This is a genomic window from Kitasatospora sp. NPDC050543, from assembly GCF_044457565.1.
Classification (GTDB): Bacteria; Actinomycetota; Actinomycetes; order Streptomycetales; family Streptomycetaceae; genus Kitasatospora.
Map to the genome: position 1 here is coordinate 138,228 of NZ_JBITGZ010000013.1, position 23,149 is coordinate 161,376.

The 23,149-nt window shown below is 72.6% G+C and carries 13 protein-coding genes; 4 read left to right on the forward strand and 9 right to left on the reverse strand.

Features of this window, described 5'->3' with window-relative positions:
• Positions 1-111: 111 nt before the first annotated feature.
• Both ACIBH3_RS18350 and pulA read right to left on the reverse strand, forming a co-directional pair.
• Positions 112-2,445 (reverse strand): M4 family metallopeptidase, encoded by a 2,334-nt coding sequence (locus tag ACIBH3_RS18350; RefSeq protein WP_396313007.1) that lies wholly within the window; start codon positions 2,443-2,445, stop codon positions 112-114.
• A gap of 583 nt (positions 2,446-3,028) precedes the next feature.
• Positions 3,029-8,539: a pullulanase-type alpha-1,6-glucosidase gene (gene pulA / locus ACIBH3_RS18355; RefSeq protein WP_396313008.1), complete on the reverse strand. Its 5,511-nt coding sequence runs from the start codon at positions 8,537-8,539 to the stop codon at positions 3,029-3,031.
• A gap of 567 nt (positions 8,540-9,106) precedes the next feature.
• On the opposite strand from pulA, the gene ACIBH3_RS18360 reads away from it, so the two are divergent.
• Positions 9,107-10,027 carry a phosphatase PAP2 family protein gene (locus ACIBH3_RS18360; RefSeq protein ID WP_396313009.1) on the forward strand — a complete coding sequence of 307 codons (921 nt, stop codon included), beginning with the start codon at positions 9,107-9,109 and terminating at the stop codon, positions 10,025-10,027.
• Positions 10,028-10,124: 97 nt separating this feature from the next.
• Here the strand turns inward: ACIBH3_RS18360 and ACIBH3_RS18365 are convergent, their stop codons facing one another.
• Positions 10,125-13,184 carry a bifunctional [glutamine synthetase] adenylyltransferase/[glutamine synthetase]-adenylyl-L-tyrosine phosphorylase gene (locus ACIBH3_RS18365; protein ID WP_396313073.1) on the reverse strand — a complete coding sequence of 1,020 codons (3,060 nt, stop codon included), beginning with the start codon at positions 13,182-13,184 and terminating at the stop codon, positions 10,125-10,127.
• Positions 13,185-13,608: 424 nt separating this feature from the next.
• Between ACIBH3_RS18365 and ACIBH3_RS18370 the strand changes: the two genes are divergently transcribed.
• Together ACIBH3_RS18370 and ACIBH3_RS18375 are read left to right on the forward strand one after the other, a co-directional pair.
• The gene (locus ACIBH3_RS18370) at positions 13,609-14,343 is read left to right on the forward strand and encodes a class E sortase (protein ID WP_396313010.1); all 735 of its coding nucleotides are present in this window, start codon (positions 13,609-13,611) and stop codon (positions 14,341-14,343) included.
• Positions 14,344-14,476: 133 nt separating this feature from the next.
• Positions 14,477-15,286 (forward strand): beta-glucanase, encoded by an 810-nt coding sequence (locus tag ACIBH3_RS18375; RefSeq protein ID WP_396313011.1) that lies wholly within the window; start codon positions 14,477-14,479, stop codon positions 15,284-15,286.
• Positions 15,287-15,346: 60 nt separating this feature from the next.
• On the opposite strand, the gene ACIBH3_RS18380 is transcribed toward ACIBH3_RS18375, so the two are convergent.
• The 6 genes from ACIBH3_RS18380 to glnA all read right to left on the reverse strand — a co-directional run bounded on the left by ACIBH3_RS18380 (position 15,347) and on the right by glnA (position 21,024).
• A complete protein-coding gene (locus ACIBH3_RS18380) occupies positions 15,347-16,729 on the reverse strand; it encodes a glycosyltransferase family 2 protein (RefSeq protein WP_396313012.1) in 1,383 nt (460 codons plus the stop codon).
• Positions 16,722-17,333, reverse strand: a complete 612-nt coding sequence (locus ACIBH3_RS18385; protein ID WP_396313013.1) for an exosortase/archaeosortase family protein — start codon at positions 17,331-17,333, stop codon at positions 16,722-16,724. The genes ACIBH3_RS18380 and ACIBH3_RS18385 overlap by 8 nt, the downstream gene beginning before the upstream one ends.
• Positions 17,326-17,487, reverse strand: a complete 162-nt coding sequence (locus tag ACIBH3_RS18390; protein ID WP_396313014.1) for a hypothetical protein — start codon at positions 17,485-17,487, stop codon at positions 17,326-17,328. The genes ACIBH3_RS18385 and ACIBH3_RS18390 overlap by 8 nt, the downstream gene beginning before the upstream one ends.
• Positions 17,469-18,836 (reverse strand): non-hydrolyzing UDP-N-acetylglucosamine 2-epimerase, encoded by a 1,368-nt coding sequence (gene wecB, locus ACIBH3_RS18395; protein WP_396313015.1) that lies wholly within the window; start codon positions 18,834-18,836, stop codon positions 17,469-17,471. Before wecB ends, ACIBH3_RS18390 begins: the two co-directional genes overlap by 19 nt.
• 21 nt (positions 18,837-18,857) lie before the next feature.
• Positions 18,858-19,406 carry a hypothetical protein gene (locus ACIBH3_RS18400; RefSeq protein WP_396313016.1) on the reverse strand — a complete coding sequence of 183 codons (549 nt, stop codon included), beginning with the start codon at positions 19,404-19,406 and terminating at the stop codon, positions 18,858-18,860.
• Positions 19,407-19,662: 256 nt separating this feature from the next.
• Positions 19,663-21,024, reverse strand: a complete 1,362-nt coding sequence (gene glnA / locus ACIBH3_RS18405; RefSeq protein WP_396313017.1) for a type I glutamate--ammonia ligase — start codon at positions 21,022-21,024, stop codon at positions 19,663-19,665.
• Between the two features lie 312 nt (positions 21,025-21,336).
• Between glnA and ACIBH3_RS18410 the strand changes: the two genes are divergently transcribed.
• Positions 21,337-23,106 (forward strand): NAD+ synthase, encoded by a 1,770-nt coding sequence (locus ACIBH3_RS18410; protein WP_396313018.1) that lies wholly within the window; start codon positions 21,337-21,339, stop codon positions 23,104-23,106.
• Positions 23,107-23,149 lie beyond the last annotated feature (43 nt).

The window sequence follows — 23,149 nt, forward strand, 5'->3', positions numbered from 1 at the left end:
CGCGTACGACCGCAGGGCCCGGCAGCGGTTGCTGCCGGGCCCTGCCCCTGTCCTGCTGGTTGCGCCGGGTCCTACCCGTACCGCTGCTACCGCCGGCTGGCCGGCCCGGCGTCAGCTGGTGGCGATCGAGGTGTCGTCGATCACGAAGCTCGTCTGCAGCGAGGAGTCCTCGGTGCCGTTGAACTTCAGGGTGACCGTCTGGCCGGCGTAGGCCGAGAGGTCGAAGGTGCGCAGCTGGTAGCCGGAGGCGGCGTCCACGTTGGAGTAGGTCTTCAGGCTGGTGCCGTTGACCGTGACGGCGAGCTTGTCGTAGACGGTGCTGCCGCTCTCCGCGGTGTCGATGTGCAGGTAGAAGCTGAGGCTGGCCTTGCAGCCGGTCGGGATGGTGACGGTCTGGGAGAGGCTGTCGGTGTGGGTGGAGCCGTAGCCGTCCAGCCAGGCCTTCCAGGAGCCGCCGTGCGAGGCCTGCGAGGAGCCGTTGTCGAGGACGCCGCTGGTGGCCGTCCACGGGGTGGCGGTGCCGCTCTCGAAGCCGGCGTTGCCGAGCAGCTGCGCCGGGGTGCAGGTGCTGGAGGTGTCGTTGACGGTCCAGGTGAAGCTGGTGCTGCCGCTCTTGGCGGCGGTGTCGGTGGCCGTGACCGTCACGTTGGACGTGCCGAGCGCGGTCGGGCTACCGGTGATCTTGCCGGTGGAGGCGTTGATCGACAGGCCGGCCGGCAGGCCGGTGGCCGAGTAGGTCAGCGCGCCGGTGCCGCCGGAGGCCTGGATCTGCAGGTTCACCGCGGTGTTGATCTTGGTGGTCTGGTTGCCGGGGCTGGTCACCGCCGGGGTGCCCGGGTTGGGGGGCACGGTACCGACGTTGATGCCGGCCCAGGCGGTGGCGACCTGGTTGTACTCGGTGCTGTTCGCGCCGTACAGCGCGGTGGCGGCGTTGAGGGTGGCGGTGCGGGCACCGGCGTAGTTGGTGGTGGAGGTCATGTACGAGGTCAGCGCCTTGTACCAGACCTGCAGCGCCTTGTCCCGGCCGATGCCGGCGACGGTGATGTTGTTGACCGTCGGGCTGTTGTAGCTGACGCCGTTGATCACCTTCGCGCCGCTGCCCTCGGACAGCAGGTAGAAGAAGTGGTTGGCGGGGCCGGAGGAGTAGTGCACGTCCAGGTTGCCGACGCCGGAGTACCAGGCGTCGGGCGACTTGCCGTCCCGGGAGGGCTTGTCCTGGTAGCGCAGCGGGGTGCCGTTGCCGTTGAGGTCGATCTCCTCGCCGATGAGGTAGTCCGGCACGTCGGTCGCCAGGTTCGCGTAGAACTCGACGGCGGTGCCGAAGATGTCCGAGGTGGCCTCGTTGAGGCCGCCGGACTCGCCCGAGTAGTTGAGGTTGGCGGTGGCGGCGGTGACGCCGTGGCTCATCTCGTGGCCGGCCACGTCGATCTCGGTCAGCGGGTGGGTGTTGCCCGACCCGTCGCCGTACGTCATGCAGAAGCAGCCGTCGTCCCAGAACGCGTTCACGTAGTTGTTGCCGTAGTGGACCCGGCTGTAGGCGCCGACGCCGTCGTTGCGGATGCCGCTGCGGCCGAAGGTGTTCTTGTAGAAGTCCCAGGTCGCGGCGACGCCGTACTGGGCGTCGACGGCCGCGGACTCCTTGTTGGCGACGGTGCCGTCACCCCAGGAGTCGGTGCTCTTGGTGAAGAGCGTGCCGCTGCCGGAGGTGCCGTTGTTCAGGTTGGTGGTGTACATCCCACCGCGGGTGCCGTCCTTGAGCTGGTACGTGGAGCCGCTCAGGGTGGTGGTCAGCGGCACGGTGCCGACGAAGACACCCTTGCCGGTGCCGGTCATGATGCCCTCGGCCTTGCCGAGCACCTCGCCGGTCCTGGCGTCGGTGATGACGTGCAGGCGGCTCGGGGTGCCGTCGCTCTCGGTGCTGGAGACGACCGTCTCCCAGGCGAGCGTCGGGGTGCCCTTGGCGGCCCAGACGACCAGGCGCGGGGCCGTTTCCAGCGCGGCGCCGGACTCGGCGGCGAGCGCGGCCTCCTGGGCCTTCGGGGCGGCCAGCGCCGGCGTGGTGTTGATGCCGGAGAGCACCGCCTCGCTGGCCTTGGTGACGCCGGTGGTGGCGCCGGTGGCGTCCTGGTGCACGATCAGGTCGCCGCCCAGCACGGGCAGTCCGCTGTACGTCCGCTCGTAGCGCAGGTGCCGGGAGCCGTCGGCGTCGCGTACGACGTCCTTGGTGACCAGCTTCTCCTGGCCGCTCAGGCCCAGGCTCTGGGCGAGCGAGGCGCTCTGCTGGTCGGCGGCGGCGATGAGCTCGGCCCGGGCGGGCACCGCCTGCTGGCCGGCCGGCACGGGTGAAGGTGCGGCCTGCGCGATGACCGGGATGCCGGTCACGAGCAGCGCCGTGGAGGCGGCGAGAACCACTGCCGCCTTCCGGGCATGGGTGTAGCGGGGCATGCGGACTCCTTTTCCGACCGGACGCGGGTTCGCGGGCGGTGGACAGAAACCTGACCGCGGGTTGCGGACAGTGGGGGCCCCCGCCGCCTGTGCGCGGCGCGGGTGCGGTGACCTAGGAGCAGTTCGAATTCAGAAGCGCTGTACCTGACCTGGCACGGCCGCACCGGGGGGTGGGGGACCCTCACATCTGCAGCCGGTGGAATCGTGGCAGCAAACGCGTCGTGAATGACAGATGCATGCCATGGATTGGCCGATTACCGCCCCCTCCGGATTGGCCATCGACATGTCAGGTGTGTTACGGGCAGGGGGGGTTCTGGATATGGGTTTCATTACTGACCATTGGTTCGACCACGCCGCGCGGGCCTTGACCAGTACCCGACATCCCCGGACGGGGCCACCCGCTCGGTACAGCGCCGACACCCCCTGACACGTCACCCGGCCACGCGTGCCATGGGTGCGATCCGGCCAGTACGGGCCAGGAAATCGGCGGGCCCCGCACGGCGCACTCGGTGCGCGATGCGGGGCCCGGCGGGACCTGACGGAGTACTACGGCCGAACGGTCACGACCGGAGGAAGGGGCCGGTCACTGCTGGACGAACACTGCCACGGTGCGCCCGGGAACGGTGAACGTGCCGGTGGCGGCGTCGAATCCGGACTGCTTGACCGCCTGGTCCGCGCCGCCCGCCTGGACGGGGTGCAGGCCCTGCCGGGTGCCCCGCAGGCCGGCCACCGTCTGCCCCTGCACGCCCGGCGTGGCGTTGATGACGACCGTGATGCCCTGCTCCGCGCCCTTCAGCCCGGCGCCGTCCAGGTGCAGCGTGATGACGCCGGGCGTCTCGCCGGCCGTACCGGAGAGCGGGTACGACAGCCGCTGCTGGACGTCGGCCGCCGTCGGCAGCGAGAACAGCGGCGAGGACTGCTTGATCCGCAGCAGCTGCTGGTAGATCGCACTCGCCGCGGTGATGTCGCCGGCGCCCACCTTCAGGTTGGGGTTGGCCAGCAGCGACTTGGACAGCGGCCACATCGCCTTGTTGTCGGCCGCCATCGGCACGCCGCGGCCCCAGCCGTTGCCCTGCACGGGGTCCCAGTGGATCGCGTTGAACCAGTCACCGGAGTCGAAGGAGTTTGCGTCCAGCGACTTCGAGCGCAGCAGGTCGCTGCCGGCCTGGGCGAAGCCGGGCCCCTGGGTGAGGGCGGTGAGGCCCAGCGCCAGCGCCTGCATCCGGGCGCGGTCGGCGGGCGAGGTGGTGGCCGGCAGCTTGAACGCCAGCGCGTCGAACAGGTCGGCGTTGTCGTGCGCGTCGACGTACTCCACCGACTCACCGGGCCGCGCCGCGTAGCCGGTCGGCGAGCCGTTGTAGTCGACTCCCGCGCCGGTGACGCTCTTCCCGCTGCTGTCGGTGAAGGTGTACCCGGCGAGGTTGCCGGTCAGGGCGACCTTGAGCTGGTCCATCTCGTGCAGCAGCCGGGCCTTCTGATCGGCCGGGGTCCCGTTGTCGGACGAGCCGTTGGGGTCGGTGAACAGGCCCGAGGCGAAGCCCTGCTGGGGCGCGGAGGACAGCTGGAAGTTGCCGCCGCGCACCGCGTCGCGGACCCGGTCGTCGAAGGTGGCGATGCCGGTGCCGGCCATGTTCAGCTGGGTGGCCTGCTCGAACCGGGCGTTGTCCGCGACGGCGCCGAAGTTCCAGCCCTCGCCGTAGAGGAAGATGTTGCGGCCGTCGACGCCGTCGGAGTCCGGCGTCATCCGGCGCAGCGCCGCCTGCACGTCCAACATGGTCGACTTGGGGTCGATGCCCATCAGGTCGAAGCGGAAACCGTCGACCTTGTACTCCCGGGCCCAGGTGGTCACCGAGTCCACCACCAGCCGGTTCATCATGGCGTGCTCGGGCGCGGTGTCCGCGCAGCAACTGTCCGTGGTGACCTTGCCGTTGGCGTCCAGCCGCTGATAGTAGCCGGGGACGATCCGGTCCAGCACCGAGTGCTCGTCCTGCCCGGCGGCGGCGGTGTGGTTGTAGACCACGTCCAGCACCACCCGCAGGCCGGCCTCGTGCATCGCCTGCACCATCTGCCGGAACTGCACCGTGCGGGCGGTACCCGTGGGATCGGTGGCGTACGAGCCCTCCGGCACGTTGTAGTGCAGCGGGTCGTAGCCCCAGTTGTAGGCGTCCGCGCCCTGCACCGCGGCCACGCACTCCTGCTGCTTCTCGCTGTCCGCCGCGAGCGCGGCCAGGTCGCAGGCGGGCAGCTGCTGCTCGGCGCGGTTCTCCCGGATGGTCGCGATGTCGAAGGTGGGCAGCAGGTGGATGGTGGTGACGCCGGCCTTGGCCAGGTCACGCAGGTGCTGCATCCCGGCCGACTGGGACCGGGCGAAGGCCAGGTAGGTACCGCGCTCCTCGGCCGGGACGGTGGTGTCGGCGACCGAGAAGTCCCGGACGTGCAGCTCCTGGATCTGCTGCTTGCCGGGCGGGATCGCCGCGGGCAGCGGGTGGTTCTCCCAGCCCGCGGGCTTGAGCTCCTTGGCCGCGAGGTCGGCGACCAGGCTGCGCCGGGAGTCGGCGGAGAGCGCCACCGAGTACGGGTCGGTCACCAGGTTGGTCACCACCTGCTGGACGGACGGCGCCCAGACCTTGACCTGGTACAGGTAGTACTTGCCGTTCAACTCGGCGGCGTCCGCGGTGAGTTCCCAGACGCCGGTCTCATCGTCGAGCTTCAGCGGCACCGTCCTGGGCGTGCCGCCGGTGGGGCCGTCGAAGAGCTGGACGGAGACCTCGGCGGCGGTCGGCGCCCAGAGCGAGAGCGCGACCTTGCCCTGGTAGTACTGCGGGCCGAAGTCGGCCGGGCCGGCCTTCGCCGCGTACAGGTCGTCCAGGACGCCGGGGATCTGCACCCCGGTGGCGGCCAGCACGGCGCCGCTGGGCAGGCGCTCGGTGAGGATCAGCTGGCCGCGCAGCGCCTGCGGGATCCGGGCGGTGTCCCGCTGGTCCACGCTGAAGGCGCGGTATCCGGCCAGGTGCGGGTACTTGGCCTTCTGCACCGCGGTGAGGCCGCCCTTGACGGGCTCCAGTCGCAGCAGGCGGCCGGGCTTGCTGAGCACGCCCTTGTCGGCCTTGATGCCGCCCTCGGGGTCGTAGACCAACTGGGCGCTGGTGCCGCCGGCCAGGGCGTCGTCGCCGGCGCCGAAGCCGGCCGGGACGACCACCGTCCTGGCGTCGATCCACTGGGCCTTGGCCGAGCCGAGGTCGAGCTGGGCGGAGGCGGCGGAGCTCTGCGGCAGCAGGTAGCCCTCCTGGCCGCCGAGCACCCAGACCTCACGACCGCTCACCGCGAGGTCCAGCGACTGGTCGCCGGGCAGGTCCTTGTCGTTGCCGCGGTGCAGGATGTAGCTGAGGCTGCGCGCACCCGGCGCCAGCGGCACCTCGAAGACCAGGCCGAAGGCGTCCCGGCGGGCGGGCTGCAGCGGGCTGCCCCAGTCGGTGGGCGTGGCGGCGCCGGTCCAGTCGTGCAGGCCCCAGCCGTCGTAGTCGCCGTCCGCGCGGTGGTAGTGCAGGACGGCGGTGTCGGCCGGCTGGGTGTTGGCCGGCCCCGGGTTCTGGGTGCGGACCACCGGGTCGCCCTGCTTGAGCCAGACCTCGCCGGTGGCGCCGACGTCGATGTGCCGGTCGGCGTCGACGTCCTTGGTGCCGTTGTTCTCCACGATGAAGCCGACGTCCGAGGCGCCGCTCCTCAGCTTCACGTAGGCGAAGGCGCCGTACGCGTCCCGGCCGGTGAAGGCGTGGCCGGCCGGCCAGTCGGTGCCCTCGCCGGCGGCGATGTCGCCCCAGGCGTAGAGGTTCCAGCCGTCGTAGTTCTTGTCCTCGCGCTGGTAGTGCACGATCGCGTACGGGCGCGCGGTGACGCTGGGCGCCGGCGCGGGTGCCGGGGTGCCGGTGGTGAAGCCGCCGGTGGCGGAGCGCAGATGGCCGCTGGAGTCCTGCACCACGGCCTTGTAGCGCACCACGGTGCCGGGCGCGGCGGCGCTCAGGTCCTGGGTGACCCGGTACACGCCGGTGTCGGAGGTGCCGAGCACCTGCCAGGGGCCGTTGCCGACCTGCGCCGCGAAGGAGACCCGGTTGAAGCCGCCGCCGGGGACGTCCGCGCCGATCGTGACCGTGCCCGTGGAACCGTCGGCCGGCGCCCGGAGGGTGAGCTGCGGCGCGGCGGTGACCGGGGCGAGCCGGCCGGCGGCGCGGTAGACGACGGAGGAGAGCGCCGGGACGGTCACGGTGACCTTCCGGTCGGCGCCGCTGGTCAGCTGCGCGCCGGCCGAGGGGTGGAGCCGCTCGAAGCCCTGGCCGGCCGAGAAGGTGTCCAGCGTGACGGTCTTCGCCTCGGTGGCGTTGTTGACCGCGACCAGGTACTCGATCTGCTGGCCGGCGTCGATCCGGGAGAAGGCGTACACGCCCGCGCCGTCGGCCGCGTAGCGCTCGATCTGCGCGCCGTCGGCGAGCGCGGGGTGGGCCCGGCGCAGCTCGGCGAGGGCGGCGATGCCGCGGTAGAGCGGGCCGCCCTGGTCGTAGCGGTCGGCCGGGCCGCTCTTGCCGCCGATCACCCGGTCCCCGTTGTAGGAGGACGTCCGGGAGGCGAACATGTCCTGGCGGGCGTCCTTGTCGCCGCCGGCGCCGGTGAAGCCCTGCTCGTCGCCGTAGTAGACGACGGGCTGCCCGCGGGTGAGGAACTGCAGCTCGCTCGCGAGCCGGTCGCGCCCGAGCAGGGTGGCGTCGTCGGCGCCCGGGTTGTCGCTCTGCAGGAAGCTGCCGATCCGGCCCATGTCGTGGTTGCCGAGGAAGGTCGGCAGCTCGTAGGCGTCGGTGTCGGCGGTGGTGTACCGGTAGTCCTGGGCGTAGAGGTCGGCCAGCGCCCGGGCGGAGCCGCCCTGCGAGGCGTAGCCGCGGGCGGCGTTCTGGAACGGGAAGTCCAGGGTGGCCTGGAGCTTGCCCTTGGTGACGTACGGCGAGGTGATCGCCGGGTCGCCGGAGTAGACCTCGCCGAACATGAAGAACTTCTTGTTGCCCTGCTTGGCGGCGAAGTCCTTGAGCGCGGGCGCCCACTGCTGCCAGAAGGCCATGTCGACGTGCTTGACGGTGTCGATCCGGAACCCGTCGACCCCGGTGTCCTTCACCCAGGTCTGGTAGACCTTCTCGAAGCCCTTGACCACCTTGGGGTTCTGGGTGTCGAGGTCGTCCAGGCCGGAGAAGTCGCCCTCGGTCGCGGACTCGCCGGCGAAGGTGGAGTCACCCCGGTTGTGGTACAGCGACGGGTCGTTGAGCCAGGACGGAGTCTTGGCCGCGGCGTCCGCCGGGGCCCGGAAGGTCGGCGAGTACGGGAAGGAGTCCCTGGTCAGCCGGGGGAACACGGCGCCGGGCTGGGCGGCGGCCGTCTCGTCGACGGGCGCGCCGCTCGCGTCCAGCGTCGGGTAGGCGCCGGTGGAGCGGTAGCCGTACTGCTGCTGCGCGTAGTCGATGACGTCGGCGGTGTGGTTGGTGATGACGTCGAAGAAGACCTTGATGCCCTTGGCGTGGGCCTTGGCTATCAGCTCCTTGAGCTGGTCGTTGGTGCCGAAGTGCGGGTCGACCTGGGTGAAGTCGGTGATCCAGTAGCCGTGGTAGCCGGCCGAGGCGGCGTCCCCGGTGCCCTGGACGGGCTTGTTCTTGAAGATCGGGGCCAGCCAGATCGCGGTCGTGCCGAGGTTCTGGATGTAGTCGAGCCGCTGGATCAGGCCGGGGAGGTCACCGCCGTGGTAGAAGCCCTTGTCGGCGGGGTCGAGGCCATTGTCCAAGCGGGTGCCGGTGATACCACCGGTGTCGTTGCCGCCCTCGCCGTTGGCGAAACGATCCGGCAGGACGAAGTAGAACTGCTCGCGGGTGAGGTCGTGCCGCCCGGCGGTGGCGGCCAGCGCGGCGTCCGAGGGCGGGGCGGGCGGGGCGGCGGCGGCCGCCAGCGGGGCCGCGGCGCCGAGTGTGGCGGCGATCAGTGAAGCGGCGAGCAGCACGGCCGTGCGGCCGGGTCTGCGATAGGTGGTCGTGCTCCGTGCGCGGCGGGGCTGGACAGCGGCCACTGAAGGGCTCCCTTGGGGCGGCAAGGCGGGCGGGATCGTCATCGAGTGGCGAGGACGCTAGTGGTTGCAAGATGTTTCAGCAAGATGCGGAAATTGTTTCCAACGACCTCTTGACCCGGCCCCCGGGCACCCCTCAGAGTCATTACCGCGCACCGCGCCGTACACACCGCGGCCCGGCTTCCGGTGAGGGTCGGAAGCCACCGTTCGGCTGCGCGCACGTGGGGGCGGCCGCCCGTCGCAGACCTGACCTGCGCCGGGCCGCCCCTGCCCTGCGCGCCGATCCCGGCCTTGCCCCGCCGGGCACCCCGGGGTTCGACGGCCTCCGGCCCGGCCGCTCTCCCGTGCCGAACTCCGTGCGCGGAGGACCACACCCACCCCGCTTGGACCAGCCGATCAGGGGCGCGTAACAATGGGACATATGTCCGTCCCGCCGGTGCACCGACACCCCGATCGCAACCCCTACTCCGGTGGGATACACCCCATCCACCTCTGGGGGGACGTGCGGTGAAGAATCCACAACTGCAGGATGACCAATCGGCTACGGGACGTCTGGCAGACTTCTCGTCCATGGGGGAACCTAGCGAGATCCAGGCAGCAGTCGCCGAGCCCACGGGCCCGGCCCACGCGGGCGCCTCGGTCGTCGCGCAGTCCCGCGCCGCGGCGGTACGCGGGCGGGTCCGGGCGCAGCGCCGCTCGCCCGCACGGCCCCGGGTCTGGTTCGAGCTCGCCCTGATCGGCATCAGCTACTGGGTCTACTCCCTGGTGCGAAACGCCGTCCCCGAGCAGGCCAGCATCGCCCAGCGGCACGCGACCTGGATCTGGGACTTCGAGCGGGCGCTGGGCGTCGGCGTGGAGCGCGCGGTGAACCACGGCGTCGACTCCGTCGGCTGGCTCATCGTCGGGATGAACTACTACTACGCGACGCTGCACTTCATCGTCACCATCGGTGTGCTGGTCTGGGTCTACCGACGGCATCCGGGCCGCTACGCGGCGACCCGGACGGTGCTGTTCGTGACCACGGGCATCGCGCTGGTCGGCTTCTACTTCTTCCCGCTGGCCCCGCCCCGGCTGATGACCAACGGCGGGTTCGTCGACACCGTCACCGCGCACCACACCTGGGGCTCGATGGCCTCCGGCCCGGCCGCGCACGTCTCCAACCAGTACGCGGCGATGCCCTCGATGCACATCGGCTGGTCGCTCTGGTGCGGGCTGACGATCTTCTTCCTGGCCCGCGCGGTCTGGGTCAGGGCGCTGGGCCTGCTCTACCCCGCGGCGACCCTGGTGGTGATCGTCTCGACGGCCAACCACTTCTGGATGGACGCCGTCGGCGGCATCGTCTGCCTCGCGGTCGGCTTCGCGGCGGCCCGGACGATCTACCACGTGTGGGCCTACCAGCTGCCCAGGGTGCCCACCCCCGAGGCGGCGGGCGAGCCGGTCACCGTGCCCGAGCAGTGGACGGCCCCGGCCGTGAGCGTCGGGCGCCGCTGAGCGGCGCGCCTCCCCTCTGTACGACTCTGTACGACGGCCCGCGGAGCACGGCTCCGCGGGCCGTCGGCGTACCGCGGGCCTGCGGCCCCGCCGCGCGTCAGGCGCCGGCCGGACCGTAGAAGAGCTTCTCCACCGCGGCCCTGGCCCGCCGGGTGATCCGCCGGTAGTCGTCCACCAGCTCACCGCTGTGCCCTGCGCCGTACCCGAGGTAGCGGGCCACCCCCGCCAGCTCGCGGGCGTCCGCGGGGAAGCTGTCCCCCGCCCGGCCGCGCACCAGCATCACCGCGGCGCGTACCCGCGAGGCCAGTACCCAGGCCGCGTCCAGCACCGCCGCGTCCTGCGCCGGCACCAGACCGGCCTCGGCGGCCGCCGCGAGCGCGGCCCTGGTCCTGGTCGTCCGCAGCGCGGGCAGCTCGTGCCCGTGCTGGAGCTGGAGCAGCTGGACCGTCCACTCGACGTCGGCCAGGCCGCCCCGGCCGATCTTGGTGTGGGTGGTCGGGTCGGCCCCGCGCGGCAGCCGCTCGGACTCTATCCGCGCCTTGATCCGGCGGATCTCCACCAGATCGCGCTCCGGCACGCCGGTGCCGGGGTAGCGCAGCGGGTCGATCAGCCGGCGGAACCGCTCCCCCAGCTCCGGATCCCCCGCCACCGGGTCGGCCCGCAGCAGCGCCTGGCTCTCCCAGGCCTTCGACCAGCGCCGGTAGTACGCGGCGTACGAGACCAGGGTGCGCACCAGCGGGCCCTGCCGGCCCTCGGGGCGCAGGTCCGCGTCGACCAGCAGCGGGGGCTCGGTGGACGGCGCGGCCAGCAGGGTGCGCAGCTCGTTGCAGACGGCGTGGGCCGCGCGGGCGGCGTCCTCCTCCAGTGAGCCGAGCAGCGGCTCATGGACGAGCAGCACGTCCGCGTCGGAGCCGTAGCCCAGCTCGTGACCGCCGAAGCGGCCCATCGCGATCACCGCGATCCGGGTCGGCAGCTCGCCGTTCGCGGCCTCCCAGCCCGCGACGCAGGCGCGCAGCGCGCCCTGGAGGGTGGCGGCGTTCAGCGCGGTGAGGGCCTCCCCCGCGGCGTCCAGGGCCTGACCCGGCCCGTCCCCGAGCCGGCCGAGCAGATCGGCGGCGGCGGTGCGGAACAGCTCGCGCCGGCGTACCGCGCGGGCGGCGGCGACGGCCGCCGCGGGGCCGGGGGCCCGGCCGACGGCGGCCAGGATCTCCTGCTCCAGGGCGGCCCGGCCGCGCGGCTCCAGGCCCTGCGGATCACCGAGCATGGCCACCGCCTCGGGGGCGCGCAGCAGCAGGTCCGGGGCGAGCCGGCCGCCGGAGAGGACCCGGGCCAGGTGTTCGGCGGCGGCGCTCTCGTCCCGCAGCAGCCGCAGGTACCAGGGGGTGCGGCCGAGCGCGTCGGAGACCTGGCGGAAGTTGAGCAGCCCGGCGTCCGGGTCGGCGGAGTCGGCGAACCAGCCGAGCATCACCGGCAGCAGGGTGCGCTGGATGGCCGCCTTGCGGCTGACGCCGGAGGCCAGCGCCGAGATGTGGCGCAGCGCGGCGGCCGGGTCGGCGTAGCCGAGGGCCTCCAGCCGCGCGCGGGCGGCCTGCGGGCTGAGGCCGGCGGCGCCGGCGGGCAGTTCGGCGACGGCGTCCAGCAGCGGCCGGTAGAACAGCTTCTCGTGCAGCCGCCGGACCTCGACGGCGTGCCGCTTCCACTCCCGTTGGAGGGCGGCGACCGGGTCGGCGCGGGTGTCGTCGTTGATCAGCGGCGCCAGGCTGCGGGCGAGGCGGCGCTGGTCGGCGGCGTCCTTGGGCATCAGGTGGGTGCGGCGCAGCCGGTGCAGCTGGATGTGGTGCTCCAGGGTCCGCAGGAACCGGTACGCGGCGTCCAGCGAGGCGGCGTCGGCCCGGCCGACGTAGCCGCCGGCCGACAGCGCGGCGAGGGCCTCCAGGGTGTTGCCGCTGCGCAGCGCGGTGTCGGCGCGCCCGTGCACCAGCTGGAGCAGCTGGACGGAGAACTCCACGTCGCGCAGGCCGCCGGGACCGAGCTTGAGCTGCCGGTCGACCTCGGTGGCGGGGATCGAGTCGATCACCCGGCGGCGCATCTGCTGGACGTCGGCGACGAAGTTCTCCCGGGCGGCCGCCTGCCACACCAGCGGGCCCAGCGCCTCCGTGTAGGCGGCGCCCAGCTCGGTGTCCCCGGCGACCGGGCGGGCCTTCAGCAGCGCCTGGAACTCCCAGGTCTTGGCCCAGCGCTGGTAGTACGCGAGGTGGCTGGCCAGGGTGCGCACCAGCGGGCCGTTGCGGCCCTCGGGGCGCAGGTTGGCGTCCACCGGCCAGATGGTGCCCTCGCCGGTGGCGTCGGAGCAGAGCCGCATCAGGTGGGCGGCGAGCCGGGTGGCGGCCTGGACGGCGGCCTGCTCGCTCACGCCCTCGCGCGGCTCGGCCACGAAGATGACGTCGACGTCGGAGACGTAGTTCAGCTCCCGGCCGCCGCACTTGCCCATGCCGATCACGGCGAGCTGGCAGGCGGCGGCGGCGTCCTGGTCCTGCTCGGTGGCGATGTCCAGGGCGGTCTGCAGGGTGGCGCCGGCCAGGTCCGCCAGCTCGGCGGCGGTCTGCGCGAGCTCGGTGGTGCCGGTGAGGTCCCGGGCGGCGATGGCCAGCAGGCAGCGCCGGTAGGCCACCCGCAGCGCGTCCGGCCGGCTCACCCCCGGCGGCGGCCCGCCCTCGCCGGGCCCAGCGCCCCACACGCTGTGGTGCAGTGCCCGGAGGAAGTCCTCCGGGCCGGGGTGCATGTCGCGCAGTTCGAAGGTGACCAGGGCGTGCCAGTCCCGTGGGTGCCTGGCCAGGTGGTCGCCCAGCGCGGTGGAGGCGCCGAGGACGCCGAGCAGACGGTCGCGCAGCGGCTTGGCGGTGGTGAGGGTGTCGCGCAGGGTGCGCCGCTCGGCCTCGTCCAGCGCCTCCAGCAGCCGGGCCAGGCCCAGCAGCGCGAGGTCGGGGTCCGCGGTGGCGCCGAGCGCGTCCAGCAGGACGCTCTCGGCGGCGAGGCCGTTCAGCGCGGGCCCGGCGAGCAGTCGCAGCGCGCCGTCCGGATCCGTGAACCCCCGCCGCACCAGCCTGGTCTCCGGGCGGCTGACCCGGCTGCCGCTGCGCTGCTCCTCCACGCCCATCGCCCCTCCGGTACGCGAGCCCGCGAACATCCGTCCGGCCCTTGGCAGCAGCGTACGTGGCCCGGCCGCGCGCTGCCCGCAAGGGCTGCGGCCCACCCCGCCGCAGGCCGCTCGTCTGTCCGTCCCTGCCCCGCCGGCGCGGCGGCGACCCCGATGGCGGCGAACGGCGCGGCAAGCGGCGGAATGTCGTGGCGTGGCTGCTTGATGCCGATTTGCGCAGACGATGGGGTACCCCCATGACCACCCGGCGTGAGGCCCGCGAGGAGCCGGCCGCCCGCACCCCCGGCGGACGCGGCCCCGGGCGGCTCCCCTCCCGGCCCGCTGACCCGGGTGTGTACCGACAGGCGGCCCGGGCACCGGGCCGCGCACGTGGCATCGGGCCCGGCCCATCGCGCCGGACCCTCCGACGGCAAGGGGCGACACCATGGTGACGGAGCAACAGGCAGCACCGGCCGACGCAGCAGGCACCACCCGGCCGCCACGCCGCGGTCCGGTGCTGGTGGTGGCCGGGGCCCTCGGGGAGACCCTGTTCACGGTCGGCGTACTGCTCGCGCTGTTCGCCACCTACTCGCTGTGGTGGACGGACGTCCTGGCCGGCCGGCGGGCCGGCCAGGACGGCGAGCGCCTGCGCGGCGCCTGGTCCACCGCCCTCGCGAGCGCGCGCCACGACGTGGGCGAGGGCGTCGGCTTCCTGCACATCCCGGCGCTGGGCCAGGACTACCAGGTGCTGATCAAGATGGGGACGGACGAGGAGACCCTGGACGAGGGCGTGGCCGGGGTCTACCAGGAGCCGTACCGCTCCGCGCTGCCCTGGGAGAAGGAGGGCAACTTCGCGCTCGCCGCCCACCGGGACGGGCACGGCGCGAAGTTCCACGACCTGGACCAGGTGCAGCCGGGCGACGCACTGGTCGTGGAGACCGGGGACAACTGGTACGTCTACCGGGTCGACAACACCCTGCCGGAGACCTCGAAGTACGACACCGGCGTCGTCGCGCCGGTACCGACCGGCTCCGGCTACGACGCGCCCGGCCGCTACATCACCCTGACGACTTGTACGCCGGTGTACACCTCCCTCTACCGAATGGCCGTCTGGGGCAGCCTCCAGCGGGTGGACGCGATGGACGAGCACCGCACCCCGCCGCCGGAGCTCGCCTCGTAGCACCCCGGGCCTACGGGCACCGCGCCCTCGGATGGCCCAGGACGCGGGCCCCCGGCAGACCGGCCGGGCATGATGTGGTGCAAATCCCCCCCCGGCGCCCGCCGTCGGCGGCCCGACCCGTGTGAGGTCACGCATGGTCCCGAGACACATCTGGCTCGCCACCGCGCTCGCCGCACTGTCGGCCGCCGCCCCCGCGCAGGACAACTGGGTGGACACCCCGTACGGCCGGACCACGGTCGCCTTCAGCGACAGCTTCCAGCGCCTGGAGCTCGGCCCGGGCCGGACCTGGGGCTGGCAGACCGGCGCCTACGCCGACTGCGTGAGCAACCCCGCCGACTTCAAGCTCGACCGCCTCACCCCCGACGCGCTCAGCGCCAGCGGCGGCCGGCTCACCGTGACCGCCACCCCCGCCGACGGCGACAGCTGGAACACCGGCCTGATCACCACCGGCGACTCCTGCGACTCCGGCGGCAACGGCGCCCAGGTACGCACCGGCGACCTGCTGCTGGCCCTCGTCCGCCTCCCCGACACCGACAACGGCGCCTGGCCGGCCCTGTGGACCTGGCGCGACGGCCGTAACGAGGTCGACGTCTTCGAGTGGCACGCCGACCGGCCGGACACCCTGGAGTTCGTCAACCAGGTCCACTCCAGTACCGGCCACTACAGCTCCCCCGACATCGGCCCCGGCCGGCTGCTCTACGTCGGCGTGCGCCTCGGCTCCGACAACACCACCTGGTACCTCGGCACCGCGCCGGACCGGCTGGCAGCGGTGTACGCCGACCACACCGGGGTCGGCGACGACTTCGCGGCGTTCCCCATCCTAAGTCTGTCCGTCAACAACGGCATGTACCACGCCGCGCCCACCACCGCCGAGCCCTCCACCCTCGGCGTGGACGAGATCACCATCTACCGGCCGGCCCCCGCGAACCTGCCGAACGCCTGACGGGCGGCGCACCCCCGGTGGGGTCCACCGCCCGTCCACGAGCTGGCGCCCGCCCTCGCGTCAGCGCTCGGCGACCACCACGGCCGCCACACCGACGCCCAGCTCGGCGTTGCGGCGGGTCTTCGCCCAGCCGTTGCGGCCGTTGCTCAGCCGCACCAGGGCCCGCCAGGTGGCCAGGCAGTACAGCCAGATGTAGACGGTGTAGGCCATTCCCCAGCCGAGGCTGCGCCAGAACCCCACGCCGCGTTCGCACTTGCGCCAGTACAGCGGCCCCCAGAGGGTGAACTGGATCGCGCTGAGCACCAGGTAGGCCGCCAGCAGGCCCCAGCCGCCCTGCTCCAGGAACTGGCCGATCACCTCGGGGTGGGCGGCGTAGCGCAGCGCCAGCATGGCGATCAGCACCGGGTAGACCACGCTGCCGAACAGCTGCATCCAGGGCTGGAACAGGCAGTAGGAGATCTCCAGTACGCCGAGCGTGGTCAGCTTGGAGGAGCGCCAGACCTTCGGCAGGTAGCGCATGCACTGCATCGAGCCCTGCCCCCAGCGCGCCCGCTGGGTCAGCAGCAACCGGGCGTTCCAGAGCGCCTCCTGGTCCACCCAGGTGTCCCGGGTGAACGCGGTCTGCCAGCCGCCCAGGCGCAGGTGCAGGCCCAGCTCGAAGTCCTCCAGCAGCGAGCCGCGCCACGGGCCGCCGCCGGGCTCGCTGATCCCCCGCAGCGCACTGAGCCGCGTGAACTGGCCGTTGCCGCCCAGCGCCACGGTGCGGGTGATCCGGCGGCCCAGCTGCATGGCCGGGATGGTGGTGCGGAACTCCAGGTCCTGCATCCGGACCAGGGTCCGGGCCGCCAGGTTGCGCAGCCGTCCGGCGCCCGGCACCGGCGAGCGGTCGTCCCGGTTGCCCATCCGGACCTCGATCTGGACGGCCGCCACCTCCGGGTCGCCGAACAGGTGGTCGGCGGCGATCACCTCCAGGCAGCCCGGGGCGGGAATCCCGTCCGCGTCGAACACCCCGACGACCACGCGCTCGGGCGAGATGCCCTCGGGGAGCCACTCGTTGAGCGCCAGGTACGCGGCGTTCAGCGCCTCGCCCTTGCCGGTACGGGCCTCGGGCAGGCAGCGCCGCACCAGGTGGACGTGCGGGTCGCCGGCCGCCTCGGTGCGGATCACCTCGGCGGTGGCGTCGACCGAGGCGTCGTCGATCAGCCACAGGTGCATGCCCGGGAACTGCGAGCGCAGCCGCCCCAGCGTGTCGCCGATCACCGCCGCCTCGTCCCGGCAGGGCACGAAGGCGTGCCAGTCGAACCCGCTCGCGTCGCCCGGCTGCCCGGGCCGGCTGCGCAGGAAGGGGATCGCGATCGCGGCCAGATAGGCGACGAAGGCACTGCCCAGGATCAGGGACAGGGCCATGCCGAGACTGACCAGCGTGCCGCTGGACTCACTCACCTCGGGTACCTCCGTGGGCGTGGGCGCTCCGGCGCCCGGCGCCGGTACGCGAGACGAGCAGGAAGAAGACGGCGACCGCGACGACCGCCCCGGCGCTGGTGACGACCGAGCCGACCAGCAGGTGCGACCAGCCGTAGCCGTGGTTGAGACCCCACTCGTGGGTGGCGTAGGCGATCAGCAGCAGCCGCAGCTGGTTGACCAGGAAGAGGATCGCGGCCGCGAAGCCGACCCCGGCCAGCACCCGGCCGATCCGGAACCGCCTGAAGCTGATCACGACCCCGGCCAGTGCGAGGAAGGGTGCGATCACCACGGCCGCGGTGCAGTCGCTGGTGATCCGCAGGCCCTCCATCCGCCAGGTGTGGGCGTCGAAGAACACGGCCGCGAAGCGGGGCACCACCTCGACCTCGCCGCCGAGGCCAAGGTGGATCACGGGGCCCGCGACGACGGCCTCCAGCGACCGGAACCGGTCGTTGAAGACCAGCAGCAGCAGCGCCCCCAGGATCAGCAGCCCGGACAGGAACAGCCGGAAGGACCGGGCCGCGCTGGTGCGCGGTCCGGTCCCCGGGTCGGGCTGTCGCCTGGCCGGGCTGTCGACGTCAGCCATTCTCGCGGCGGTGGTGCGCGACCCTCGTCAGCAGCGCGCCGGAGACGGCCAGCAGCAGGGCCAGCAGGACGAGCATGACGGAGTTGCCGCTACCGGTCGCGGCGAGCGCGCCGCCGGCAGCAGCGCCGCCACCGCCTACGGATGGACGGTACACAGGGTGCCTCCAGTGAGGTGAGGGGTTGTGGGGGGAGAGGGAACTGCGAACGGGGCCCGGCGTGCGCCCGCGACGAGCACCCCCGCTATCGAGGGCGCCGGGAGGGCGAAGGCCCGGCGTCCCGGGCGTGGCCCGGTGCCGGCCTGCGGCGGGTGAGCGGCCCCGGGAACCGCGGGCACCTCGGCCGCCACGGGGATCCGGACGCCCCCGGGAATCCGGGCGACCCCGGGGAGCTGACCGGCCGTCCGGGCCTTCCGGTCGGCGAGCGCCAGCGTCAGCGCGACGATCCGCTCGCCCGCCCGGCCGTCCCCGAACGGGGAGGGCCGGGCCGCCAGCCGGGCCGGCAACGCGGTGTCGGCGATCAGCGCCCTGGCGAGCCGGCCGATCTCCGGCCCGGGGCGCAGGAGCGTAGCGAAGCCCGCCTCGACGGCCTCCGGACGCTCGGTGCTGTTGCGCACCACGATCAGCGGCTTCTTCAGCACGGTGCACTCCTCCTGGACTCCGCCGGAGTCGGAGACCAGCAGCCGGGCGTGCAACGCCAGGCCCAGGAAGGCGGCGTGGTCGACCGGGTCGACCACGTGCAGCCGCGCCAGCTCGGCCGACAGGCCGTGCCGCGCCGCGCACCCCCGGGTGCGGGGGTGCGCGGGGAAGACCACCGGCAGGTCGAGCCCGGCGAGTTCGGCGAGGATGACCCGCAGCCGCCGCGGGTCATCCGTGTTCTCCGGCCGGTGCAGGGTGGCGAGCACGTACCCGTCGGCGTGCAGCCCGTACCGGCGCAGCAGCGCGGCGGCCTGCCGCGGTCCGGGCACCGAGTCGGCGACCGCCTCGACGACGGTGTTGCCGGTGAGGTGGATCCGGTGGTCGGGCACGCCCTCCGCCCTCAGGTTGGCCGCTGCGCCGGCGGTCGGCGCGCAGTGCGCGTCGGCGAGCACGCCGACCACCTGACGGTTGATCTCCTCCGGCATGGCCCGGTCCCGTGACCGCAGCCCCGCCTCCACGTGCACCACCGGCACGCCGTGGTAGTGGGCGGCCTGCGCGCCCGCCGAGGTGGTGTTGGTGTCACCCTGCACCACCACGGCGGCCGGCGGGTCGGCGGCGAACAGGTCCGACAGTGCGGAGATCATGTCCCCGACCTGCCGGCCCCTGGCAGCGCCGCCGATCCCGCTGAGGCGGGTGTGCGGCGGCGCCAGCCGCAGCCCTCGGAAGACTCCGTCGGCGAGGGCCTCGTCGTAGTGCTGGCCGGTGTAGACGACCCGGCCCCGGTCACCGAGGCCGCGGACGACGCCCGCCAGCTTGACGATCTCCGGCCGCGTCCCGAGCACGACGGCCACCGTTGCGGCGCTGCCCATGGTGTCGGCCCGCCCTCGGCCTCAGGCCAGCTCGATGCGGCGCCGGCGCCACAGGAAGAAGCCGACGGCGGCGGGCGCCGCGACCGCCGCCATGCCGCCGACGACCTTGGGCGAGGCGATCGGTACCGGCTGGCCGCAGTCGACCTTGAACTCCTTGTGCTTCTCGCCCCGGCCGTCACCCAGGATCGCCACGTACGTGCCCGACAGGTTCCCGTCGGTGTTGAGCGGGCCGGAGATGTCCTGCCCCTGGTGGTCGGTCGCGGTGAAGGTGGCCGTACCGCCCGCGACGGCGGCGCCGTGCTGGCCGAACGTCCCCGGGTGGATCGTCCAGTTCAGCTCCTCGTCGGCCTTGAAGTCGAAGGCCTCTACGTAGAACTCAGACACCTTCGACTCGTTGCGGTGGTCGTCCACCGGAGTCGTCAGCATATGGATCTTGATGTTGCCGCCCTCGCCCCTACCGCCGCCGTGGCCGCCCTGGCCACCATCGGCGGAGGCGGGAGCCGCCGCCACCCATCCACCCATGGAGAAGAGCAGCGCTGCCACCGGCACCGCCACTGAAGTCTTTCGCACCACCGAACAGGACATGCTGAAACCGACCTCCTGGACCCGCGACCGAGCCGGTGAGCGAAGCGCTCCAACCGGATGGTGCCGTCAGCACCACAAGTAAGAATTCACCACAAATGGCGACATCCATCGGATTTACCCACCAGTGCCACCCCATTGGCTCCCCGAATCACTCCCCCGCAGGAGCCGCCCCGCAGACGCAGCGGCGCCCGGCCGGTCCAGGAGGACCAACCGGGCGCCACTACGGGGACTTGACGTGACGTCAGAGCACCTGGAGGTTCTTGCGGAGCTCGAAGGGCGTGACCTCGGAGCGGTACTCCTCCCACTCCTGACGCTTGTTCCGGAGGAAGAAGTCGAAGACGTGTTCACCCAGGGTCTCGGCGACCAGCTCGCTGCGCTGCATGAGGTCGATGGCCTCGCCGAGGTTCTGCGGCATGGGCTGAATGCCCATCGCCCGGCGCTCGGCGTCGGACAGTGCCCAGACGTCGTCGTCGGCGCCGGCCGGGAGCTCGTAGCCCTCCTCGATGCCCTTGAGGCCGGCCGCCAGGGTGACGGCGTAGGCGAGGTAGGGGTTGCAGCCGGTGTCCAGCGAGCGGACCTCGATGCGGGTGGAGCCCTGCTTGCCGGGCTTGTACATCGGGACGCGGATCAGCGCCGAGCGGTTGTTGTGGCCCCAGCAGATGTACGAGGGCGCCTCGCCGCCCGCGCCGGCGGTGCGCTGCGAGCCACCCCAGATCCGCTTGTAGGAGTTGACCCACTGGTTGGTGACGGCGGCCGTCTCGGCGGCGTGCCTGAGCAGGCCGGCGATGAAGGAGCGGCCGACCTTGGAGAGCTGGTACTCCGCGCCCGACTCGTGGAAGGCGTTGCGGTCGCCCTCGAAGAGCGACAGGTGGGTGTGCATGCCCGAGCCGGGGTGGTCGGAGAAGGGCTTGGGCATGAAGCTGGCGTGCACGCCCTGCTCCAGCGCGACCTCCTTCATGACCAGGCGGAAGGTCATGATGTTGTCGGCGGTGGAGAGCGCGTCGGCGTAGCGCAGGTCGATCTCCTGCTGGCCGGGGGCGCCCTCGTGGTGGGAGAACTCCACCGAGATGCCCATCGACTCCAGCATGGTGATCGCCTGGCGGCGGAAGTCGTGGCCCACCCCGCGCGGGGTGTGGTCGAAGTACCCGGACTGGTCGGCGGGGATCGGCGGGGTGCCGTCACCGGGGAGGTTCTTCAGCAGGAAGAACTCGATCTCCGGGTGGGTGTAGAAGGTGAAACCGAGGGCCGAGGCCTTCTCCAGGGTGCGCTTGAGCACGAAGCGCGGGTCGGCGTAGGAGGGGGAGCCGTCCGGCATCATGATGTCGCAGAACATCCGGGCGGTGCCCGGGGTCTCCGAGCGCCAGGGCAGGATCTGGAACGTGGTCGGGTCCGGCTTCGCGATCATGTCGGACTCGTAGACCCGGGCGAAGCCCTCGATCGCGGAGCCGTCGAAGCCGATGCCCTCCTCGAAGGCCTGCTCCAGCTCGGCGGGAGCCACGGCGACCGACTTCAGGAACCCGAGCACATCGGTGAACCACAGCCGGACAAAACGGATGTCACGCTCTTCGAGCGTGCGAAGCACGAACTCCTGCTGCTTGCCCATGGGGACAGTCTCACCTCTGCTCTTTACGTTCGTGTTACGCCCGAAAGCGGCTCCGGGGGCGGCTCGGGAAACGGACCGGGCGGGTGGCCGGGTACGCACCGGAGGACGACTCGGGAGCGGCTGCCCCCATCATGGCGGATCACCGCCGGGAAACCGACACCCGGGCGGGCGCACCGCCGGGCGGAGCCGGCTCAGGGACGGCCTGCGGGCCACTCGCGGACGGGCCCCGGGACGGCCCGTGGGCGGCGGGGAAGCGGCGGCACGGGAACCCCGCCCGAGACATAGCGTCAGATAGACGATTACACTCGGGGCATGCCCAATCTCCGTCTCGCCCTGAGCCAGATCGACCCCACCGTCGGTGACCTCGCGCGCAACGCCGAGGAGGTGGTGCGCCGGACCAGGCAGGCCGCCGGAGCAGGCGCCCAGCTGGTCGCCTTCCCCGAACTGGTGCTGACCGGGTACCCGGTCGAGGACCTCGCGCTGCGCAGTTCCTTCGTCGAGGCCTCCAGGACCGCGCTGGTCGAACTGGCCGCAAGGCTGGCGGAGGAGGGCCTGGGCGAGCTGCCCGTCGTCCTCGGCTACCTCGGGCGTTCCGAGCACGCCTCCGCCAAGCTGGGCCGCCCGGCCGGCTCGCCGCAGAACTGCGCCGCCGTGCTGCACCGCGGCGAGGTGGTCACCCGCTTCGCCAAGCACCACCTGCCCAACTACGGGGTCTTCGACGAGTACCGCTACTTCGTCCCCGGCGACCAGCTGACCGTGGTGCGGCTGCACGGCGTGGACGTGGCACTGGCCATCTGCGAGGACATCTGGCAGGACGGCGGCCGGGTCGCCGCGGCCCGCGAGGTCGCCGCCGGGCTGCTGCTGGTGATCAACGGCTCGCCGTACGAGCGCAACAAGGACGACGTCCGGCTGGAGCTGGTGCGGCGCCGGGCGGCCGAGGCCGGCTGCACCCTCGCGTACGTCAACATGGTCGGCGCTCAGGACGAGCTGGTCTTCGACGGCGACTCGATCGTGGTCGGCGCGGACGGCGAGGTGCTGGCCAGGGCGCCGCAGTTCGAGGAGCGGCTGCTGGTCCTCGATCTCGACCTGCCGGCGGCGGACTCCAACCACACCGACGGCCTGCTGCTGAGCGACGGGCTGCACCTGGTCCGCGCCGAGCTGGACGACGAGGTGGCCGAGGCCGCCACCGGCGGGCCGGACGAGCCCGGCGCGGCGGCGGAGATCGCTCCCAGGCTCTCCGACGAGGCCGAGATCTACGCGGCGCTGGTCTCCGGCACCCGGGCGTACGTCCGCAAGAACGGCTTCGAGTCGGTGCTGATCGGCCTCTCCGGCGGCATCGACTCCGCCCTGGTGGCGGCCATCGCGGTGGACGCGATCGGCGCCGAGAACGTGCACTGCGTCTCGATGCCCAGCCGGTACTCCTCCCAGCACTCGCGCGACGACGCCGCCGAGCTGGCCCGCCGCACCGGACTGAACTTCCGTACCGTGCCGATCGCGCCGATGTTCGACGCCTACATGGCCGCACTGAACCTGACCGGGCTGGCGGAGGAGAACCTGCAGTCCCGGCTGCGCGGGACGCTGCTGATGGCGATCTCCAACCAGGAGGGACACATCGTGCTCGCGCCGGGCAACAAGAGCGAGCTGGCGGTGGGCTACTCGACGCTGTACGGCGACTCGGTGGGCGCGTACGGGCCGATCAAGGACGTCTACAAGTCGCTGATCTTCCGGCTGGCGCGCTGGCGCAACGAGGTGGCCGAGGAGCGCGGCGAGGTGCCGCCGATCCCGGAGAACACCATCTCCAAGCCGCCGTCCGCCGAGCTGCGGCCCGACCAGGTCGACAGCGACTCGCTGCCGGACTACGACCTGCTGGACACCGTGCTCGACCTCTATGTCGAGGGCGACCAGGGCCGGGACGCGATCGTGGCGGCCGGGTTCGACGCCGACGTGGTGGACCGCATCGTCCGGCTGGTGGACACCGCCGAGTACAAGCGCCGGCAGTACCCGCCGGGCCCGAAGATCTCCGCCAAGGGCTTCGGCCGCGACCGCCGGCTGCCGATCACCAACCGCTGGCGCCGGGGCTGACCCGGCCGGCCGGGCGGCGCGGCGGGGGCCACTGCGGACCGGA